The sequence below is a fragment of the Streptomyces laurentii genome (assembly GCF_040635425.1).
Taxonomy (GTDB): domain Bacteria; phylum Actinomycetota; class Actinomycetes; order Streptomycetales; family Streptomycetaceae; genus Streptomyces; species Streptomyces laurentii.
Genome location: NZ_JBEYHT010000053.1, coordinates 25,193 through 43,732 on the forward strand (window position 1 = coordinate 25,193; position 18,540 = coordinate 43,732).

Consider the following 18,540-nt stretch of genomic DNA (forward strand, 5'->3'; position numbering starts at 1 on the left):
GTGGACGGGAGCGTGGCCCGTGACGGATCAAGCGGTTGGGGGTCCCCCCGGACGAAGTCCGGGGGAGGTCGGCGCTGCCCGGTTCTACGGCCGCCAGCGCGAGCTCAAGGCGCTGCGGGCGGACATCGAACGCACCGGACTCGACACCCTCACCGGCCGCAAGGCCCCGCGCGCCCGCGTCCTGCTCATCGCCGGCAAGCCCGGCTCCGGCCGGAGCGCGCTCGCCGCGGAACTGGCGGACTCGCTCGCCGCCACGTACCCGGACGGAGTGTTCCGGGCCCGGCTCACCGAACCCGGCGGGGACCCGGTGCCCACCGCCCGGGCCGCCCGGGAACTGCTCGCCGCGCTCAACGTCGCCGAGCCGCCCGGCGCCGCCGAGGAGGAACTGACCGCCCTGGTCCGGGAGGCCTTCGCCGGCCGCCGGGCGCTGCTCCTGCTCGACGACGCCGTCGACGCCGAACAGGTCGACCCGCTGCTCCCGGACAATCCCGACGTCCTCGTCATCGGCGTGGCCCGCGGCCCGCTCACCGGCATCCCGGACGTCCGGCCCTGCACCCTGGGCGGCCTCGACTCCAAGTCGGCCATCGAACTGCTCACCTCGTACACCGGCAGCGTCCGGGTCACCGTCGACCCGCAAGCCGCCGAGAGCCTGGCCGAGGAGTGCGGCGGGCTGCCCGGCGCGCTCGTGCTGGCCGGCGGCTGGCTCGCCACCCGCCCCCGGGCGTCCGTCGCGGACCTCGCCAAGCGGCTGCGCGCCCAGACCGGCGACCCGGTGGTCCGTACCTTCGCCCTGCTCCACGACGTGCTGCCGCAGCCCGCCGCCCGGATACTGCGACACCTGAGCCTCGCCCCGCTCGGCCGGGTCGACGCCCACACCGCCTCCGCCCTGGCCGGCTGCTCCGTCTCCGCCGCCACGACCACCCTCGCCGACTTCGCCGCGCTCGGGCTCGTCCAGGAGACCCCGGAGGGGGACGGGCAGTACGACGTCCCCGGCTATCTGATGCCGCTGCTCCGCTCCGGGCTCGAAGAGCACGACCGGCCCGCCGAGGTGCAGCTCGCCCGGGCCCGGATGCTGGAGCGGACCGTCCGCCTCCTCCAGTCCAGCCGCGCGGTCACCGAACCCGAGGAGTCCCCGTCCCGCCGCAAGCTCGAAGGGCTGCCCCGCGCGCTGCGTTTCTCGAACGTGATCGAGGCAGCCGCGTGGCTGGAGAGCCGTCGTCCGATGCTGCTCGCGGCGGCCCGGCTGGCCGTCGCCGACGGGGAGTTCGACACGCTGGCACGCCGTCTGATCGCGGCTCTGGTACGGGCGTTGGCCGCGCACCGGGGCGCGGAGGCCGCCGCCCCCGACCTGTACGGGCTGCACCGCCTGGTCCTGGACGTGGCCGAGCGGCGTGAGCTGCACCGCGAGCGCGCCGCGGCCCTGCTGAACCTGGCCGACCTCGACGCCCGGACCGGGCGCACGCGGGAGGCTCTGCTGCGATATCGGTTGGCTTTGGACGTGGGCAGGGTGGCAAATGATCCGTACGCGACCGGTCGGGCGATGGAATCCGTAGGCGGCACGTACCAGGAGCTGGGAGACTGGCAGCGGGCCGGCGACTGGTACGGGCGTGCGCTGGCCCAGCGGCTGGCCCGGGACGAGCGGGCCGACCAGGCCCGGCTCTACGGCCGGATCGGCGCCGTCCAGACGTACGCGGGCCGCTACGGGGAGGCGCTGCGCAACTGGCGGGCGGCTGCCGCGGGCTACCGCCGGCTGGCCGATCTCCCGGGCTACGCACGGGCGTTGAGCGAGGCGGCCCGGGTCCAGGAGTACGCGGGCCGGCCCGAGGAAAGCCTGCGGACCTGCGAGGAAGCGGTCGACTGGGCCCGCCGGGCGGGGGACGCGCGGCTCCAGGCGGCGCTGCGGCTCCGGCTGGCGGACACGCTGGACCGCCTCGGCGACCCGGCGGCGGCCGGTCTGCACCGGTCCGCGGCCGACCGACTCCTTGGAATCAAAGGTTCCGCCTACGAAATCCGTAGTACTTCTGAAGAAGATTAGTACTTTGAAAGGCTAGACAGGTGGAACTCCTTCATTAGACTGGGTGCGTCGCGTTGAGGCGCGGTCTGTCCCGGTGTGCCGTGTTGCCTCCGGGTATGTATGGCTGTGTCTGCGGTCCGTACGGGCCGCGGGCAACGCACCCCCACGCAGTACCCCCCTGTTTATTCCCCTGATTCAAGGACCGTGATCGACGATGAAGGTCGGCATCCCCCGCGAGGTCAAGAACAACGAGTTCCGTGTGGCCATCACCCCGGCCGGCGTCCACGAGCTCGTCCGCAACGGCCACCAGGTCTTCGTCGAGCAGAACGCCGGTGTCGGCTCCTCCATCACGGACGAGGAGTACGTCTCGGCCGGTGCCGAGATCCTCGCCACCGCCGACGAGGTCTGGGCCACCGCCGACCTGCTCCTCAAGGTCAAGGAGCCGATCGCCTCGGAGTACCACCGTCTCCGCAAGGACCAGACGCTCTTCACCTACCTGCACCTGGCCGCCTCCAAGGAGTGCACGGACGCCCTCCTCGAGTCCGGCACCACCTCCATCGCGTACGAGACCGTGGAGACCGCGGGTCGCGCGCTCCCGCTGCTCGCCCCGATGTCCGAGGTCGCGGGCCGCCTGGCCCCGCAGGTCGGCGCCTACCACCTGATGCGTCCGGCCGGCGGCCGCGGCGTGCTCCCCGGCGGCGTCTCCGGCACCCACGCCGGCAAGGCCGTCGTCATCGGTGGCGGTGTCTCCGGCTGGAACGCCACCCAGATCGCCGTCGGCATGGGCTTCCACGTGACCCTGCTCGACAAGGACATCAACAAGCTCCGCGAGGCCGACAAGATCTTCGGCTCCAAGGTGCAGACGATGGTCTCCAACGCCTACGAGCTGGAGAAGGCCGTCGTCGAGGCCGACCTCGTCATCGGTGCCGTCCTCATCCCGGGCGCCAAGGCCCCGAAGCTGGTCACCAACGAGCTCGTCGCCAAGATGAAGCCCGGAAGTGTCCTTGTCGACATCGCGATCGACCAGGGCGGCTGCTTCGAGGACTCGCACCCGACCACCCACACCGAGCCGACCTTCCCGGTCCACAACTCGGTCTTCTACTGCGTCGCCAACATGCCGGGCGCGGTTCCGAACACCTCCACCTACGCCCTCACCAACGCCACGCTGCCCTACATCGTGTCGCTGGCGAACAACGGCTGGGCCGAGGCGCTGCGCCGCGACGCCGCGCTGGCCAAGGGTCTCAACACCCATGACGGCAAGGTCGTTTACAAGGAGGTCGCCGAGGCTCACGGCTACGAGCACGTCGAGCTGAGCACCCTCCTGGGCTGACGCCCGCCGGCGCCGGGGTCAACCCCCGTCGTCAACCTCACGCATCGGGCCGGACCTTGTCGAGCAAGGTCCGGCCCGCTGTGCGTCCGGCACCGTCCGATCCCGTCCGGCGGGCGCACGACTCGCCGCGAAGGTGACTCTTCAACCGTTTCGCGCACCCTCGAAAACCCCGGTTCACCGCCCGCGCACCCTTGACAGAAAGGTGTTCGGTTACCGACACATCGGGCCGGGTCCGGCGGATTGTGTTGCTGCGGACCGGTGACACGCCATAGAGTCGCCAACCGTCGGCATGGTGCCACGCTGACCTATCGATAAATGTTCCTGACCACATCCAAGGAGGTAAGACGACTTGTGAATGAGTCGACATTTACTCCCGGGGGTGGCGGTCCAGGGGCCCCGATCGGCTCCGTCGCGGTGCGGACCTTCGCGACGCACCAGCCCATGACGACAGCCCATACGATGAAGATGACGGACGGCCTACACGTGAACGCCACGGCCGGCAACGAGATGGGCCGAGAGTCCACCCACTTCGCCGCCTACGACGAGGTGCCCGAGGGGCACTTCTACGACCCCGACGCCGAGTACGAGCCCGACCCCGAGTACGCGGCCACCCTCGCCCCGGACGCTGCCCGCCAGCGCCGCGAGCGGATCGGCCCGACCGGACGGCCCCTGCCGTACTTCCCGATCCCGGGCCCGCTGACCGACCACGGCCCCGCGAAGATCATCGCGATGTGCAACCAGAAGGGCGGCGTCGGCAAGACCACGTCGACCATCAACCTGGGTGCCGCGCTCGCCGAGTACGGCCGCCGGGTGCTGCTCGTCGACTTCGACCCGCAGGGTGCCCTGTCGGTCGGCCTCGGCGTCAACCCGATGGAGCTCGACCTCACCGTCTACAACCTGCTCATGGAGCGGGGCATGGCGGCGGACGAGGTGCTGCTCAAGACGGCCGTTCCCAACATGGACCTGCTGCCGAGCAACATCGACCTGTCGGCCGCCGAGGTCCAGCTGGTCAGCGAGGTCGCGCGCGAGTCGACGCTCCAGCGCGCGCTCAAGCCGCTGATGAACGACTACGACTACATCGTGATCGACTGTCAGCCCTCGCTCGGCCTGCTGACCGTGAACGCCCTGACGGCCGCTCACAAGGTCATCGTGCCGCTGGAATGCGAGTTCTTCGCGCTGCGCGGCGTGGCCCTGCTCACCGAGACCATCGAGAAGGTCCAGGAGCGGCTCAACCCGGAGCTGGAGCTCGACGGCATCCTCGCCACCATGTACGACTCCCGTACGGTGCACTCGCGCGAGGTGCTGGCGCGTGTCGTCGAGGCCTTCGACGACCACGTCTACCACACCGTCATCGGCCGGACCGTGCGCTTCCCGGAGACCACCGTCGCGGGCGAGCCCATCACCACGTACGCCTCCAACTCCGTGGGTGCCGCCGCCTACCGTCAGCTCGCCAGGGAGGTGCTCGCCCGGTGTCACGCCGAGTGAGTCTGCCCGGCGCCGACGAACTGTTCCGTACGACCGGTGGGACGTCGCTGACGTCCTCCACGCCGCGCCGGACCGTTCCGGCACCGGCCGGCGAGAGCGACCCGGCGGCCGTCACGGGCGCCGAGGGGAAGCCGGAGCACGCCCCGGCCGGCACCGAGGCGGCCGAGCCGCGCGCCCGGGAGACCGAGGCCCCGGCGCAGTCCGCGCCCGCCGGTCCCGCCGCGGCGGCGAAGCCCCCGGCCCAGGCCGCCGGCCAGGCGCGGCGGCGGAGCCAGCCCGCCAACCGCCGCCCGAGCGGCCGCGAGCGCCACGACGAGAAGATCACGGTCTACGTCTCCGCCGAGGAACTGATGGACCTGGAGCACGCCCGGCTGGTGCTGCGCGGCGAGCACGGCCTCGCCGTCGACCGCGGCCGCATCGTCCGCGAGGCGGTCGCCGTGGTCCTGGCGGATCTGGAGTCGCGCGGCGAGGCGAGCATCCTCGTCCGCCGGCTGCGCGGCCGCTGACGGTAGCCTGCGGCCTGCCGCACCCCCGCTCCACCAGGATCCTCATGCCGCCACCCCCCGACGAGACGTCCGGCCCGCCCCGCCGCCGCGCCCTCGGCCGCGGTCCGGGGACGGCACCGGTCGCGGCGCCGACGCCGCCCGTACGGACGGAACCCGCCGCCGCGCAGGACGGCGGCCCAGGCCCCGGGCCGGAGGGGCTCGACGCTCCCGACGGCCGTACGGGCCGTACGGCGGCGCCCGGGGCGCCCGGGGGAGTGGCGGCGGTCCCGGTGGGCCCCACGGCCCCGGAGACGGCCGAGGAGAGCTCCGAGGGCTGTCCCGGGGGCGGACCGGCGGATGGCTCCGCCGACGGGGACGGGCGGTTCACCGTCCGGCTCGCGAACTTCGAGGGCCCGTTCGACCTGCTGCTCCAGCTGATCGCCAAGCACAAGCTGGACGTCACCGAGGTCGCCCTGTCGAAGGTGACCGACGAGTTCATGGCACACATCCGGGCCATGGGCCCGGACTGGGACCTCGACCAGACCACCGAGTTCCTGGTCGTCGCCGCCACCCTGCTGGACCTCAAGACCGCCCGGCTGCTGCCGGTCGCCGAGGTCGAGGACGAGGCGGACCTGGCGCTCCTGGAGGCGCGCGACCTGCTGTTCGCGCGGCTGCTGCAGTACCGCGCGTACAAGAAGATCGCCGAGATCTTCGCCGAGCGCTGGGAGACCGAGGGCCGGCGGCACCCGCGGACCGTCGGCCTGGAGCCGCAGCACGCCGAGCTGCTGCCCGAGGTCGTCCTCTCCATCGGCGCCGAGGGCTTCGCCCGGCTCGCGGCCCAGGCCATGCGGCCGAAGCCCGTGCCGCAGGTGTACGTGGACCACATCCACGCGCCGCTGGTGAGCGTCCGCGAGCAGGCGGGCGTCGTCGCCGTCCTGCTGCGCGAGCGCGGCACCCTGACCTTCCGGGAGCTGACCGAGGGCACCGGCGACACCCTGACCGTCGTCGCCCGTTTCCTCGCCCTCCTGGAGCTGTACCGCGAGAAGGCCGTGGCGCTCGACCAGGAGACCGCGCTCGGCGAGCTGACCGTCTCCTGGACCGGCGGCGAGGGGGACCCCTTGGACTTCTCGGCGGCCGTGACCGACGAATTCGATCAGGACCGGGACCAGGACCAGGACCGGAGCCGTCACCAGGACCGGGACCACGATCGGGAGGCCGCACCATCAGCGATCTGAGTAATCTGAGCGATCCGAGGCCCGCGCTCAAGCCCTCCCTCGAAGCCGTCCTCCTGGTCGTCGACGAGCCCGCCACCGAGGCCCATCTGGCCCAGGTCCTCGACCGCACCCCGCGCGAGGTCGGCGACGCCCTGCGCGAGCTGGCGGACGAGTACACGGCCGCCGGCCGCGGCTTCGAGCTGCGCCTGGTCGCCGGGGGCTGGCGTTTCTTCACCCGCCCCGCGTACGCCGCCGCCGTCGAGGCCTTCGTGCTCGACGGCCGGCAGGCGCGGCTGACCCAGGCGGCCCTGGAGACCCTGGCGGTCGTCGCGTACCGCCAGCCGGTCAGCCGTTCGAGGGTCTCCGCCGTCCGCGGAGTGAACTGCGACGGGGTCATGCGGACCCTGCTCCAGCGCGGTCTGGTGGCCGAGGCGGGCGCGGAACCCGAAACAGGTGCGATCCTGTACAGGACGACGAACTACTTCCTGGAGCGGATGGGCCTGCGCGGCCTGGACGAGCTGCCGGAACTCGCGCCCTTCCTCCCCGAGGCGGAGGCGGTCGAGCCGGACTCCCTGGAGGGCGTACCGTCGTTCGATCCCGACGCGGACGACAGCGTCGGTCAGCCGGACGAGAAGACGACGGAAGTTTGATGCGAAGCAGCAGCGGCAGGAACAGCGGAAACAACGGCGGGAGCCGTGGTGCCAAGAGCGGCGGCCGCGGCAACTACCGGGGAGCCGGTAACCAGCGCGACGAGCGCGGCCAGGGCCAGGGCCAGGGCCAGAGCGCGGGCCGCCCGCGCCGGACCCGCCCGGAGGAGCGCGGTTACGACGTCTCCATGCCCTCCGACGAGCGGCGCGGCGGCGGCACGGGCGGCGGCGACCGCCGGGGCCGCGGCGACGCGGCCCGCGGTGGTGCCAAGGGCGGCCCCAAGCAGTCCCCGAAGCGCGGCGGCGGCTGGACCGCCCCGGCGCGTTCGCGCGAGTACGACACCCGGTCGGAGGAGCGCAACCGCGAGCGGTACGCGGACAAGCCCCAGATCAAGACGCCCAAGACCTTCCCGGGCGCCGAGCAGGAGGGCGAGCGCCTGCAGAAGGTGCTGGCCCGTGCCGGTTACGGCTCGCGCCGTGCCTGCGAGGAGCTGATCGAGCAGGCCCGCGTCGAGGTCAACGGCGAGATCGTGCTGGAGCAGGGTCTGCGGGTGGCGGACAAGGACGAGATCCGGGTCGACGGTCTGACCGTCGCCACCCAGTCGTACCAGTTCTTCGCCCTCAACAAGCCGGCCGGCGTCGTCTCCACCATGGAGGACCCCGACGGCCGCCAGTGCCTCGGCGACTACGTCACCAACCGCGAGACCCGGCTCTTCCACGTCGGCCGGCTCGACACCGAGACCGAGGGCATCATCCTGCTCACCAACCACGGGGAGCTGGCCCACCGTCTCACCCACCCGAAGTACGGCGTGAAGAAGACCTACCTGGCCGCCATCACCGGCCCGCTGCCCCGCGAGGTCGGCAAGCGGCTCAAGGACGGCATCCAGCTCGAGGACGGCTACGCGCGCGCCGACCACTTCCGGGTCGTCGAGCAGACCGGCAAGAACTACCTGGTCGAGGTCGTGCTCCACGAGGGCCGCAAGCACATCGTGCGCCGGATGCTCGCCGAGGCGGGCTTCCCGGTCGACAAGCTGGTCCGCACCGCGTTCGGTCCGATCACCCTGGGCGACCAGAAGTCGGGCTGGCTGCGCCGGCTCAGCAACACCGAGGTCGGCATGCTGATGAAGGAAGTCGGCCTGTAGGCATCGCCTGCCCGGCCCGTACGGCCATACGGCCCGTGGCCGCCCCTCCTCAGGGGCGGCCACGGGCCGTTCTCTGTTCGTACGGGCCCGGTGCGCGGGCCGTCCGTCACTTCGGGTCGCGGTTGTACACCGCCTTCGACCAGCGGTAGCCGAGGACCGTGAGGCCCACGCACCAGGCGATGGCGATCCACCCGTTGTTCCCGATCTCCGTGCCGAGCAGCAGGCCGCGCAGGGTCTCGATGGCCGGGGTGAACGGCTGGTACTCGGCGATCGGCTGGAACCAGCCCGGCATCGCGTCGATCGGCACGAAGGCGCTGGAGATCAGCGGCAGGAAGATCAGCGGCATGGCGTTGTTGCTGGCGGCCTCGACGTTCGGACTGACCATGCCCATCCCGACGGCGATCCAGGTCAGGGCCAGAGCGAACAGCACGAGCAGTCCGAACGCCGCCAGCCACTCCAGGGGCGTGGCGTCCACCGAGCGGAAGCCGATGGCGACACCGACGGCGCCGACGAGGACGACGCTGAGGACGGCCTGGAGGACGCTGCCGATGACATGCCCGGTGATCACCGAGCCGCGGTGGATGGCCATCGTGCGGAAACGGGCGATGATGCCCTCGGTCATGTCGTTGGAGACCGAGACCGCGGTGCCGATCGTGGTGCTGCCGATGGTCATCAGGAGCAGACCCGGGACGATGTACGCGATGTAGACCGAGCGGTCCGGTCCGCCGTCCGCGATGCCCGCGCTCATCACGTCGCCGAAGACGTAGACGAAGAGCAGCAGCAGGACGACCGGGGTCAGCAGCAGGTTGAGGGTCAGGGACGGGTAGCGCCGGGCGTGCAGGAGGTTGCGGCGCAGCATGGTGGACGTGTCGCGGGCGGCGAGGGAGAGGGAACTCATCGGGCGTCCTCCTGCTGGGTACGGGCCTGGTTCTGGGTCTGCCGGGTCTGTGGGGCCGGGTGCGGGGTGGCGTCGCCGTCGGTGAGGGCGAAGAACACGTCGTCCAGGTCGGGGGTGTGGACGGTCAGTTCGTCCGCCTCGACGCCGGCCGCGTCCAGCCGGTCCAGGACGGAGCGCAGTTCGCGCTGGCTGCCGTCGCTGGGGATCCGCAGCGTCAGCGCCTCGTCGTCGCGGGCGGCCCCGCGCAGGTCGGCCGCGGCCCGCTGGTAGACGTCCGGGGCGGAGAAGCGGAGCCGGACGTGGCCGCCGGGGACGATCCGCTTGAGCTCCTCGGCGGTGCCCTGGGCGACGATCCGGCCGCCGTTCAGGACGGCGATGCGGTCGGCGAGTTCGTCGGCCTCGTCCAGGTACTGGGTGGTGAGGAAGATGGTGACGCCGCCGGAGACCAGCTCGCGGATGATGCCCCACATGGCGTGCCGGGAGCGCGGGTCGAGGCCGGTGGTCGGCTCGTCGAGGAAGATGATCCGCGGATCGCCGACGAGGGTCATGGCGATGTCGAGGCGGCGTTTCATGCCGCCCGAGTAGGTGGACGCGGGCTTCTTCGCGGCCTGGACGAGGTCGAAGCGTTCGAGGAGTCCGGCGGCGACCCGCCGGCCTTCGTGCCGGGACAGATGGTGCAGGTCGGCCATGAGGAGCAGGTTCTCCTCGCCGGTGATCAGCCCGTCGACGGCGGAGAACTGCCCGGTGACGCCGATCGCGGCGCGTACGGCCTGCGGCTCGGCGGCGAGGTCGTGACCCGCGACCCGGGCCTGTCCGGCGTCCGGGGTGACGAGCGTGGAGAGGATCTTCACGGTGGTGGTCTTGCCGGCGCCGTTGGGGCCGAGCAGCGCGAAGACGGATCCGGCCGGGATGTGCAGGTCGACGCCGTCGAGGACGGTCTTGTCCCCGTACGCCTTGCGCAGACCGGTGGCGGAAATGGCGGTGGAGGACGGCCGGCCGTCGGCGGCGCTCCTAGGCGTGGGCATGACAGATGAAGGCATGGAGTACTCCGGTTTCGAGGAGTGGGGCGGGAGGCGTCAGAGGTGCGGTACGGCGGGGAGGGGGTGCGCCGGGACCGGGGGCGGGCCCGGAACCGGCGCCGATACGGGGTGGTGCGGGGTCATGCCCGGGCGCGGCGGATGTCGATGGTGCCGTAGCGGGTGCGGGCGTGGACCTTGACGGTGTCCTCGGCCTCCGCCGGGCTCTCGGTGGAGGTGAGCGTGTTGCGCACCTGGCCGTTGTCCGAGTGGACGTCGAGCCAGGCGGCGGTGCCCTCGCGGATGCCGATCTCGATGGCGCCGTGCGCCGTCTCCAGCTGGACGGTGCCGCGGGCCACCTCGGCCACCCGCAGGGTGCCGTGGGCGGTGGTGGCGGTGACCGAGGACTCGGCGCGGCGGATGTCGATGTCGCCGTTGGCGCCGCTGACGCGCAGCTCGCCGAGCGCGGCCTCGACGGCCGTGGCGCCGTGCGAGTTCTTCAGGACGGCGGTGCCGCCGAGGGTGCCGACGCGCAGGCTGCCGGAGCTGGTGGAGATGTCGGCCGGGCCGTCGACCCGGCCGACGGTGATCGAGCCGTGGGAGGCGGCCAGCGTCAGCGGGCCGGTCGCGTCGAGGCGGACGTCGCCGGACGAGGTCTTCACGCGGACCTCGCCGAGCCGCCCCTCGCCCAGCACTTGGGTCCAGGCGCCGGTCGTGTCGACGTGCGAGCCGGCCGGCAGGTCGACGGTCACCTCGACGACGCCGGAGCGGCCGAGCAGGCCGGGCTTGGGCGTCCGGATGGTCAGGACGCCGTTCGTGTACGCGACCTCGGTCTGGCCGGCGGCCCGTACGTCCGCGTCCTTCTTGGGGGAGCGGGGGCGCACCGTGACGACGGTGTCGGTGCGCTCGCTCGCCGTGAACTGGATGGAGCCGGCGTCCACGCGGGAGGTGACGGAGATCGCTTGGGGGGTCTCGAACGTAGGCATGGCTGTCCCGTCCTCTTGGGTCTTCAGGGCGTCCCCGCTGGTGGGACGTGGTGTGGGTGAAGTGGTGCGGGTGGCGCGTGAGCTGAGGGGGCGGTGGTTCGGGGCGGCCGCTCCGGGGCGCTAGCGCACCCAGCCAGTGAAGCTGTTGCCGACGTTGCGGCTCTTCTCCGCCGTGCCCGCCGGCCGGCCGGCTCCGCCGTCGACGGCGGCCGACACGGCCCGGACGAGCCAGGCGTTGACCGACAGGCCCTCGCGGCCCGCGGCCTCCTCGGCGCGGGCCTTGAGGTGCGCGGGGAGCCGGAGGTTGACGCGGGCGACTGCGCCCTCGTCGCCCTCGGCGGGCGACTGGGGCCGGAGCGGTTCGGCGGGGGCGGCGACGGCGACGGTGGGGTCCGCGGGGCCGGTGCCGGCGGGCGGCAGCGTCACCACGAAGTCGGGGTCGAGTCCGCGCAGCCGTACGTCGACCGAGCCGGGGGCGAGTTCACGGGTGATCTCGCTCATCGCGGCGGAGAGCACGTTGAGCATGGTCAGGCGGGTCGCCGACTCCAAGGGGGCGGTGAGCCGCTCGGCCAGGTCACGGGCTTCTTCGCCGCCGGCTTCGGCGGCCACCGCGAGTTCGCGGCGGAGATTGTCGACGTACGGGGTGAGGTCCATGACGTCATCATGGCACCAGGATGGCGCCATTCGCAAGCCTGAGTGGCGTCATGGGGGGTGCCATTGCTGATGTATACGCCCTGACCTGCGGAAATAGAAGTGGAGGTGATGGCGTCGCGGTGGTGTCGGGTGAGTCTCAGGTCCCCCTGGAGGGGTGGAGTGGCACATGGTGGTGCCATGTGGTGCCACGTGATGCCATCCGGTGTGCCACGTGGGGCCGGTGTAATCGGCCTTGCGATGCCACCGCGCCCGTATTTATAGTCAGGCTGACTCTTAAGGAGGCGGGCATGAGCCTCGCGCACATCCTGGAGCCGCTCCAGCAGCCGCTCTTCACCCTGCTCGACACCCCGGTCAGCTGGACCGAGGTGCTCGGCTTCGGGAGCGGTGCCCTCTGTGTGTGGCTCGTCGCCCGCCAGCACCTCGCCAACTGGCCGATCGGCATCGCCAACAACCTGTTCTTCATCCTGCTGTTCACCCAGAGCGGGCTGTACGCGGACGCCGGTCTCCAGTTCGTCTTCATCGCCCTCGCCGCGTACGGCTGGTGGACCTGGACCCACGGGGGTGGACCAGGCTCCGACACACTGCCGGTACGGCGCACCAGCCGCACCGAGTGGATCTGGCTGCTCGCGGCGGGGGCGGTGGCGACACTCGCGCTCACCCTGCTCCTCGACCGGGCCACGGACTCGACCGTCCCCTTCTGGGACGCCCTGACCACCGCCCTCTCCCTGACCGCCACCTACGGCCAGTGCCGCAAGCGCCTGGAGTCCTGGTGGCTGTGGATCGCCGCCGACGTGGTGTATGTGCCCCTCTACGCGTACAAGGAGCTCTACCTCACCTCGCTGCTGTACGTCGGCTTCATGACGCTCTGCGTCGTCGGCCTGCTCGGCTGGCGCCGCGACCTGGCCACCGCCGCTGCCGCTGATGCCGACGGCGTGCCCCGGACGTCGGAGGCCCGCGCATGACCACGCCCCGCTACGGTCACGGCCTCGTCCTCGGCAAGTTCTATCCGCCGCACGCCGGCCACCACCATCTCGTCCGCACCGCCCGCGCCCGGTGCGACCGGCTCACCGTGCTGGTCTGCGCCGCCTCCGTCGAGTCCGTACCGCTCGCCGACCGCGTCGCCTGGATGCGCGAGGCGCACCCCGACGCGCTCGTCGTCGGCACGGTCGACGACATCCCCATGGACGTCCACGACCCCGACGTGTGGGACGCCCACATGCGGGTCTTCCGCGCCGCCGTGCCCGAACCTGTCGACGCCGTCTTCACCTCCGAGGCGTACGGCGAGGAGCTGGGCCGCCGCTTCGGCGCCGCGTCCGTCTGCGTCGACCCCGGCCGGACCCGGCACCCCGTCTCCGGTACGGCCGTCCGCGCCGACCCCGTCGCCCACTGGGGCCACTTGGAGGCCCCCGTACGGGCCGCGCTCACCCGCCGCGTCGTCGTCCTCGGCGCCGAGTCCACCGGCACCACCACCATGGCCCGCGCCCTCGCCGACCACTACCGGCGGCGCGGCGGCGTGTGGGCCGACACCCGCTGGGTCCCCGAGTACGGCCGCGAGTACAGTGCGCTCAGACTCGCCGAACTGCGCGCCGAGCGCCCCGACGCCACCTGGTCCGACGTCACCTTCCACACCACCGACTTCCCCGTCATCGCGCTGCGCCAGGCCGAGCTGGAGGAGGCGGCCGCCCGCGCCGGCTCGCCCGTGCTCTTCTGCGACACCGACGCCTTCGCCACCACCATCTGGCACGAGCGCTACCTGGGCACCGCCAGCGCCGCCACCGGCGAGGTCGCCGCCCGCGGCACCGGGCACCTGTGGCTCCTCACCGACCACCACGGCGTCGCCTTCGAGGACGACGGCCTGCGCGACGGGGCACACCTGCGGCCCTGGATGACCGCCCGCTTCCGTGCCCAGCTCGCCCACACCGGCCGCCGCACCGTCGTCCTCACCGGCCCGCACGAGGAACGCCTGGCGACCGCCGTCGCCGCCGTGGACGCGCTGCTCGCCGAAGGCTGGCACTTCACCGACCCGCTCCCGGAGCGACGATGACCCCGACCCCGACCCCGCCCCCGCCCCCCGTTCCGCCGCCGGCACCGTCCGTGCCCGAGGGCTATGACAAGCACGCCTTCGAGCCGTTCGCCGTCACCGCCGACCTCGCCGTCCTCACGGTCCGCGCGGGCACCCTGCACGTCCTGCTCGTCGAACGCGGCCAGGAGCCGTACGCCGGCGCCTGGGCGCTGCCCGGCGGCTTCGTACTGCCCCACGAGTCCGCCGAACAGGCCGCGCGCCGCGAACTCGCCGAGGAGACCGGCCTGTCCGGCGCCACCGCCGCCCGCCTCCACCTGGAACAGCTGCGCACCTACAGCGAGCCGGACCGCGACCCCCGGATGCGGGTGGTGTCCGTCGCGTTCACCGCGCTCGTCCCCGACCTGCCCGAACCGCGCGGCGGCGGCGACGCGGCGCAGGCCCGCTGGCTGCCGTACGACGAGGCCCGCGGCCTCGCCTTCGACCACGACCGCATCCTCGCCGACGCCCGCGAGCGGGTCGGCGCCAAGCTCGAGTACAGCTGCCTCGGCACCGCCTTCTGCCCGCCCGAGTTCACCCTCGGCGAGCTGCGGGAGGTGTACGAGACGGTCTGGGGCGTGCCGCTCGACCGCCCCAATTTCCGGCGCAAGGTCCTCGCCACTCCCGGTTTCGTCCGGCCGGTCGAGGCACCCCCGCGCCGCACCGGCGGACGGGGGAAACCGGCCGCTCTCTACCGGGCGGGCGAGGCCACGACGCTGCACCCGCCACTGCTGCGACCGGAAGGACGGACGGAATGAACCTCATCGCGACCAGGAAGCGGGCCGCCGAGGGCACCTTGATCGGGCTCGCGCTCGGCGACGCGCTGGGCTTTCCCACCGAGTTCATCGACGTGCCGAGGATCATCGCCTATTACGGGCCCTGGCGGGAACTGAAGCCGCGCGTGACCGAGGGGATCGCGCGCATCACCGACGACACCCAGATGACCCTCGCCTTCGCGCGCGGCATCCGCGCCGCCATGACGGACGGCGGACTGCTTCCGGAGCGGCTCGCCGAGACCGTACGGGAGGAGTACGTCGACTGGTACCGCTCGCCCGACAACAACCGCGCCCCGGGCAACACCTGCCTGACGGCCTGCGGGCTGCTGATGACCCACCGGCCCTGGCAGGACGCCAGCCAGATCGGCTCCAAGGGCTGCGGCGCCAACATGCGCGTCGCGCCCATCGGCCTCGTCCCCGGCCTGACCGACGACCAGCGGGCCGGCGCCGCGCAACTCCAGGCCGCCCTCACCCACGGCCACCCCACCGGCCTCGCCGCCTCCGACCTGACGGCCCGTGCCGTGTACCTGCTCGCCCAGGGCGCCGATCCGACCGGACTCGTCGGACAGCTCCGCTCGTACGCGTACGACCACCGCTCCCACTACCGCGAGGAGTGGCTCGGCGACCTGTGGACCCGCTCCCAGGACCCCGACCCGCTGCACTTCATCCGGCGCGGCTGGGACGAGTGCCTGGCCGTCCTGGAACGCCTGGACGCCGTCCAGCGCACCGCCGACCCCGAGATCGACCCCTGCACGTACACCGGCGACGGCTGGATCGCCGAGGAGGCCCTCGCCACCGGCCTGCTCGCCTTCCTCCTCTTCCCCGACGAGCCGCTCACCGCCCTGCGCCGCGCCGCCTGCACCCGCGGCGACTCCGACTCGATCGCCGCCCTCGCCGGCGCCTTCGCGGGCGCCCACCTGGGCGCCGACGCCTGGCCGGGAGCGTGGGCGGACCCCATCGAACACGGCCCCGAACTGCGCTCCCTGGGCGCGCACTGGGACGCGTGAACATGACGACCCCGGCTCCGGTACCCGGCCTCGCCACCCCCATGGACCCGGCCGGCCTGTCCGCCGTCGTCGCCGAGCAGCCCGACCCCCTCCTCTTCGCCACCGTCTCCGGCGCGCACCTCTACGGCTTCCCCTCCCGTGACTCGGACATCGACCTGCGCGGCGCGCACCTGCTGCCCGTCGCCGCGCTGCTCGGGCTGCGAGAGCCGGACGAGACCCGGACCCGCATGGGGATCCGGGACGGGGTCGAGATGGACCTGGTCACCCACGACCTGCGGAAGTTCGTCCGGCTGATGCTGCGCCGCAACGGCTACGTCCTCGAACAGCTCCTGTCGCCGCTGGTCGTCCACACGTCCCCCGCCCACGAGGAGCTGCGTGCCCTCGCGCCCGGCGTCCTCACCTCCCACCACGCCCACCACTACCGGGGGTTCGCGCGCACCCAGGGGCGGCTCCACGAGAAGACCGGCGAACTCAAGCCGCTGCTCTACACCTACCGGGCCCTGCTCACCGGCATCCACCTCATGCGGACGGGGGAGATCCAGGCCCATCTGCCCACCCTCGCGGCCGAGGTCCCCGAGGCGCCCGCCCGGCTCCCCGGGCTGATCGCCGCCAAGGCGGCGGCCGAACACGCGGCGGCGCGGACGGACCCCGCCGCCGTACGGGAGGAGACGGAGCGGCTGCACCTGGTGCTCGACGCGGCGCAGGACGCCTCGGCCCTCCCGGACGAGCCGAGCGCCTTCGCCGCCCTGGACGACTTCGTCGTACGGGCCCGGGCTCAGCCCTGACCCGGTGTCACCAGCCCCCACTCGTACGCCGTGATGACGAGCTGCACCCGGTCCCGGGCGTCCAGCTTCATCAGCAGCCGGCCGACGTGGGCCTTCGCGGTGGCCGTGCTGATGTGGAGTTCCGCGGAGATCTCCGTGTTGGACAGCCCGCGGCCGACGAGGGTGAGGACCTCCTGTTCGCGGGCGGTGACACCGTCCACCGGGCGCGGTGTCGCCGGGGCCGCGGCGGGGCGGGCGGCGAACTCGGCGATCAGACGGCGGGTGACGCTCGGGGCGATGAGGGCGTCGCCCGCGGCGACGACCTCGATGGCGGTGAGGATCTGGTCCATGTCCATGTCCTTCACCAGGAAGCCGCTCGCCCCGGCGCGCAGCGCGCCATGGACGTACGCGTCGTCGTCGAACGTGGTGAGGACGAGCACCTTCGGCGGCGTGCCGGGCGCCGCGGTGATCCGGCGGGTGGCCTCGATGCCGTCCATGCCGGGCATCCGGATGTCCATCACCACCACGTCCGGGGCCAGCCGTTCCGCGAGCCGTACCGCTTCCTCGCCGTTCGCGGCCTCGCCCGCCACCTCCAGCCCCGGCCGGTCGGCGATCAGCACCCGCAGCCCGTGCCGGACCAGCGGCTGGTCGTCGGTGAGCAGCACCCGGGTCATGCGACCGCCGCCGGCAGCGGGAGCCGGGCCGCCACCCGGAAGCCGCCCTCGACGCGCGGTCCGGCCGTGAACTCGCCGTGCAGCAGCGCGGCCCGCTCCCGCATGCCGGTCAGCCCGTAGCCGTCCGCGCCGGGCAGCTTCGGCGCCCCGGCGGGACCGGGCAGGCCGCGGCCCTCGTCGGTGATCTCGATGGCCAGACCGTCCTTCCCGTAGTCGAGGGTCACCCGGCAGGCGGGGGCGCCCGAGTGGCGGACGACGTTGGTGAGCGCCTCCTGGACGATGCGGTAGCCGGACAGCTCGATCTCCGCCGGCAACGTCTGCCGCTCGCCCCGCCATTCGACGTCCACCCGCACGCCCGCGTCCCGGGTCCGCCGCACCAGCGCGTCGAGTGCGGCGAGCCCCGGAGCGGGACCGAGGGGCGCACCGTCCGCGCGGTCCGCCGCGCGCAGCGCCCCGAGCATCCGGCGCAGGCCCGCCAGGGTGTCGCGACTGGTGTCCTCGATGGCGGCGAGGGAGTTGCGGGCCTCGGCCGGCTGGGTGTCGATGACCCGCCGGCCCACCCCGGCCTGGATGGCGATCACCCCGATGCTGTGCGCCACCATGTCGTGCAGTTCCCGGGCGATCCGCAACCGCTCGGCGACGACGGCCTGTTCGGCGGCCCGGGTCCGCAGTTCGGCGGTGTGCCGGCGGCGTTCGCGGACCGAGTGGCCGACCGTCCACGCGGTGACCGCCATCAGGACGAGGAGGACCGAGGTGGCGAGGAACGCCGACCGGCCCTCCCGGTAGAACCCGGCGCCCACGAGCTGCGCGCCGAGCGCCGCGAGCGCGGCGGCGACCGTGGTCCGCCAGGGCCGGGTGCCGGCGGCGATCCAGCCGACGGCGAGATCGGTGAGAACCGCCTGTACGGACGCGATCTGCCACGCCTGCGTCTCCGGCAGCACCGGTACGAGGGGCATGCCGCCCCCCGACAACGCCCCGTCCACCGGCAGCGGCCCGCTCACCAGGTCCCGCCCGCTCACCGGATACGGACCGCCCAGCAGGTGCTGCCCGGCCGCCATCGCCGAGTCCGCCCGCAGGGTCACCACGAACGAGACCGCGACCAGCAGCGCCAGGGCCGGGAGGGGCCGCCGCAGCGCGAGCGGAACGAGCAGGACGGCGAGCAGGGCGGCGGGCAGCAGGCGCAGGCCGGTCGCTTCGGGGCCGGCGCCCGACACGAGCAGGGGGAGCAGGACGACGTAGGCGATGCCCGCGCACCAGAACAGGACCTCGGCGAGGAGCGGCCGCGCGGCATCCTGCGGGGCTGTCATGGGCCGATCATAGGCAGCCGGCCCGGGCCCCGGCAGTAGCCCGCGGACCTACGCCCACGGGCTACCCGGAGCGCCTCGATTG

The 18,540-nt window shown here is 73.0% G+C and carries 18 protein-coding genes; 12 read left to right on the forward strand and 6 right to left on the reverse strand.

Annotated elements, in window-relative coordinates:
- Positions 1-19 precede the first annotated feature (19 nt).
- The 7 genes from ABZ693_RS27355 to ABZ693_RS27385 all read left to right on the forward strand — a co-directional run bounded on the left by ABZ693_RS27355 (position 20) and on the right by ABZ693_RS27385 (position 8,317).
- A complete protein-coding gene (locus tag ABZ693_RS27355) occupies positions 20-2,035 on the forward strand; it encodes a tetratricopeptide repeat protein (RefSeq protein WP_359882387.1) in 2,016 nt (671 codons plus the stop codon).
- 193 nt (positions 2,036-2,228) lie between these two features.
- Entirely contained in the window at positions 2,229-3,344 is a 1,116-nt protein-coding gene (gene ald, locus ABZ693_RS27360) for an alanine dehydrogenase (RefSeq protein ID WP_359882389.1), read from the forward strand.
- 441 nt (positions 3,345-3,785) lie between these two features.
- The gene (locus tag ABZ693_RS27365; RefSeq protein WP_359882392.1) at positions 3,786-4,829 is read left to right on the forward strand and encodes a ParA family protein; all 1,044 of its coding nucleotides are present in this window, start codon (positions 3,786-3,788) and stop codon (positions 4,827-4,829) included.
- The gene (locus ABZ693_RS27370) at positions 4,826-5,335 is read left to right on the forward strand and encodes a hypothetical protein (RefSeq protein WP_359882470.1); all 510 of its coding nucleotides are present in this window, start codon (positions 4,826-4,828) and stop codon (positions 5,333-5,335) included. Before ABZ693_RS27365 ends, ABZ693_RS27370 begins: the two co-directional genes overlap by 4 nt.
- 44 nt (positions 5,336-5,379) lie before the next feature.
- Positions 5,380-6,549 (forward strand): segregation and condensation protein A, encoded by a 1,170-nt coding sequence (locus ABZ693_RS27375; RefSeq protein WP_359882394.1) that lies wholly within the window; start codon positions 5,380-5,382, stop codon positions 6,547-6,549.
- Complete coding sequence (gene scpB / locus ABZ693_RS27380; protein WP_435842561.1) at positions 6,537-7,178, forward strand: SMC-Scp complex subunit ScpB; 642 nt, start codon at positions 6,537-6,539, stop codon at positions 7,176-7,178. The genes ABZ693_RS27375 and scpB overlap by 13 nt, the downstream gene beginning before the upstream one ends.
- Positions 7,178-8,317, forward strand: coding sequence for a pseudouridine synthase (locus ABZ693_RS27385; RefSeq protein WP_359882396.1), 1,140 nt, complete (start codon positions 7,178-7,180; stop codon positions 8,315-8,317). The genes scpB and ABZ693_RS27385 overlap by 1 nt, the downstream gene beginning before the upstream one ends.
- Positions 8,318-8,423: 106 nt before the next feature.
- Here ABZ693_RS27385 and ABZ693_RS27390 read toward each other — a convergent pair whose 3' ends face one another.
- The 4 genes from ABZ693_RS27390 to ABZ693_RS27405 all read right to left on the reverse strand — a co-directional run bounded on the left by ABZ693_RS27390 (position 8,424) and on the right by ABZ693_RS27405 (position 11,871).
- Complete coding sequence (locus ABZ693_RS27390; protein ID WP_359882398.1) at positions 8,424-9,215, reverse strand: ABC transporter permease; 792 nt, start codon at positions 9,213-9,215, stop codon at positions 8,424-8,426.
- Positions 9,212-10,255 (reverse strand): ATP-binding cassette domain-containing protein, encoded by a 1,044-nt coding sequence (locus ABZ693_RS27395; RefSeq protein ID WP_359882400.1) that lies wholly within the window; start codon positions 10,253-10,255, stop codon positions 9,212-9,214. Before ABZ693_RS27395 ends, ABZ693_RS27390 begins: the two co-directional genes overlap by 4 nt.
- Before the next feature lie 119 nt (positions 10,256-10,374).
- Positions 10,375-11,217 (reverse strand): DUF4097 family beta strand repeat-containing protein, encoded by an 843-nt coding sequence (locus tag ABZ693_RS27400; RefSeq protein ID WP_359882403.1) that lies wholly within the window; start codon positions 11,215-11,217, stop codon positions 10,375-10,377.
- A gap of 120 nt (positions 11,218-11,337) precedes the next feature.
- On the reverse strand, positions 11,338-11,871 hold the full coding sequence (locus ABZ693_RS27405; RefSeq protein ID WP_359882406.1) for a hypothetical protein: 534 nt from the start codon (positions 11,869-11,871) through the stop codon (positions 11,338-11,340).
- Positions 11,872-12,158: 287 nt separating this feature from the next.
- On the opposite strand from ABZ693_RS27405, the gene pnuC reads away from it, so the two are divergent.
- The 5 genes from pnuC to ABZ693_RS27430 are packed head-to-tail and all read left to right on the forward strand — an operon-like array spanning position 12,159 to position 16,498.
- On the forward strand, positions 12,159-12,833 hold the full coding sequence (pnuC, locus tag ABZ693_RS27410; RefSeq protein ID WP_359882409.1) for a nicotinamide riboside transporter PnuC: 675 nt from the start codon (positions 12,159-12,161) through the stop codon (positions 12,831-12,833).
- On the forward strand, positions 12,830-13,915 hold the full coding sequence (locus tag ABZ693_RS27415; RefSeq protein WP_359882411.1) for an AAA family ATPase: 1,086 nt from the start codon (positions 12,830-12,832) through the stop codon (positions 13,913-13,915). The genes pnuC and ABZ693_RS27415 overlap by 4 nt, the downstream gene beginning before the upstream one ends.
- Complete coding sequence (locus ABZ693_RS27420; RefSeq protein ID WP_359882413.1) at positions 13,912-14,688, forward strand: NUDIX hydrolase; 777 nt, start codon at positions 13,912-13,914, stop codon at positions 14,686-14,688. The genes ABZ693_RS27415 and ABZ693_RS27420 overlap by 4 nt, the downstream gene beginning before the upstream one ends.
- Positions 14,685-15,713 carry an ADP-ribosylglycohydrolase family protein gene (locus ABZ693_RS27425; protein ID WP_359882415.1) on the forward strand — a complete coding sequence of 343 codons (1,029 nt, stop codon included), beginning with the start codon at positions 14,685-14,687 and terminating at the stop codon, positions 15,711-15,713. The genes ABZ693_RS27420 and ABZ693_RS27425 overlap by 4 nt, the downstream gene beginning before the upstream one ends.
- A 41-nt stretch (positions 15,714-15,754) precedes the next feature.
- Positions 15,755-16,498, forward strand: coding sequence for a nucleotidyltransferase domain-containing protein (locus ABZ693_RS27430; protein WP_359882476.1), 744 nt, complete (start codon positions 15,755-15,757; stop codon positions 16,496-16,498).
- Here ABZ693_RS27430 and ABZ693_RS27435 read toward each other — a convergent pair.
- Complete coding sequence (locus ABZ693_RS27435; RefSeq protein ID WP_359882417.1) at positions 16,489-17,151, reverse strand: response regulator; 663 nt, start codon at positions 17,149-17,151, stop codon at positions 16,489-16,491. The two genes, ABZ693_RS27430 and ABZ693_RS27435, sit on opposite strands and share 10 nt — an antisense overlap.
- Positions 17,148-18,458, reverse strand: a complete 1,311-nt coding sequence (locus ABZ693_RS27440) for a sensor histidine kinase (RefSeq protein WP_359882420.1) — start codon at positions 18,456-18,458, stop codon at positions 17,148-17,150. Before ABZ693_RS27440 ends, ABZ693_RS27435 begins: the two co-directional genes overlap by 4 nt.
- Between the last annotated feature and the right edge of the window lie 82 nt (positions 18,459-18,540).

Coding starts and splice junctions, on each gene's coding strand:
- ABZ693_RS27440 (WP_359882420.1), bottom strand. CDS start 18,458: ATGACAGCCCCGCAGGATGCCGCGCGGCCGCTCCTCGCCGAGGTCCTG.
- ABZ693_RS27400 (WP_359882403.1), bottom strand. CDS start 11,217: ATGCCTACGTTCGAGACCCCCCAAGCGATCTCCGTCACCTCCCGCGTG.
- ABZ693_RS27395 (WP_359882400.1), bottom strand. CDS start 10,255: ATGCCTTCATCTGTCATGCCCACGCCTAGGAGCGCCGCCGACGGCCGG.
- ABZ693_RS27390 (WP_359882398.1), bottom strand. CDS start 9,215: ATGAGTTCCCTCTCCCTCGCCGCCCGCGACACGTCCACCATGCTGCGC.
- ABZ693_RS27415 (WP_359882411.1), top strand. CDS start 12,830: ATGACCACGCCCCGCTACGGTCACGGCCTCGTCCTCGGCAAGTTCTAT.
- ABZ693_RS27430 (WP_359882476.1), top strand. CDS start 15,755: ATGGACCCGGCCGGCCTGTCCGCCGTCGTCGCCGAGCAGCCCGACCCC.
- ABZ693_RS27425 (WP_359882415.1), top strand. CDS start 14,685: ATGAACCTCATCGCGACCAGGAAGCGGGCCGCCGAGGGCACCTTGATC.
- ABZ693_RS27365 (WP_359882392.1), top strand. CDS start 3,786: ATGACGACAGCCCATACGATGAAGATGACGGACGGCCTACACGTGAAC.
- ald (WP_359882389.1), top strand. CDS start 2,229: ATGAAGGTCGGCATCCCCCGCGAGGTCAAGAACAACGAGTTCCGTGTG.
- pnuC (WP_359882409.1), top strand. CDS start 12,159: ATGAGCCTCGCGCACATCCTGGAGCCGCTCCAGCAGCCGCTCTTCACC.
- ABZ693_RS27375 (WP_359882394.1), top strand. CDS start 5,380: ATGCCGCCACCCCCCGACGAGACGTCCGGCCCGCCCCGCCGCCGCGCC.
- ABZ693_RS27435 (WP_359882417.1), bottom strand. CDS start 17,151: ATGACCCGGGTGCTGCTCACCGACGACCAGCCGCTGGTCCGGCACGGG.
- ABZ693_RS27420 (WP_359882413.1), top strand. CDS start 13,912: ATGACCCCGACCCCGACCCCGCCCCCGCCCCCCGTTCCGCCGCCGGCA.
- ABZ693_RS27385 (WP_359882396.1), top strand. CDS start 7,178: ATGCGAAGCAGCAGCGGCAGGAACAGCGGAAACAACGGCGGGAGCCGT.
- ABZ693_RS27405 (WP_359882406.1), bottom strand. CDS start 11,871: ATGGACCTCACCCCGTACGTCGACAATCTCCGCCGCGAACTCGCGGTG.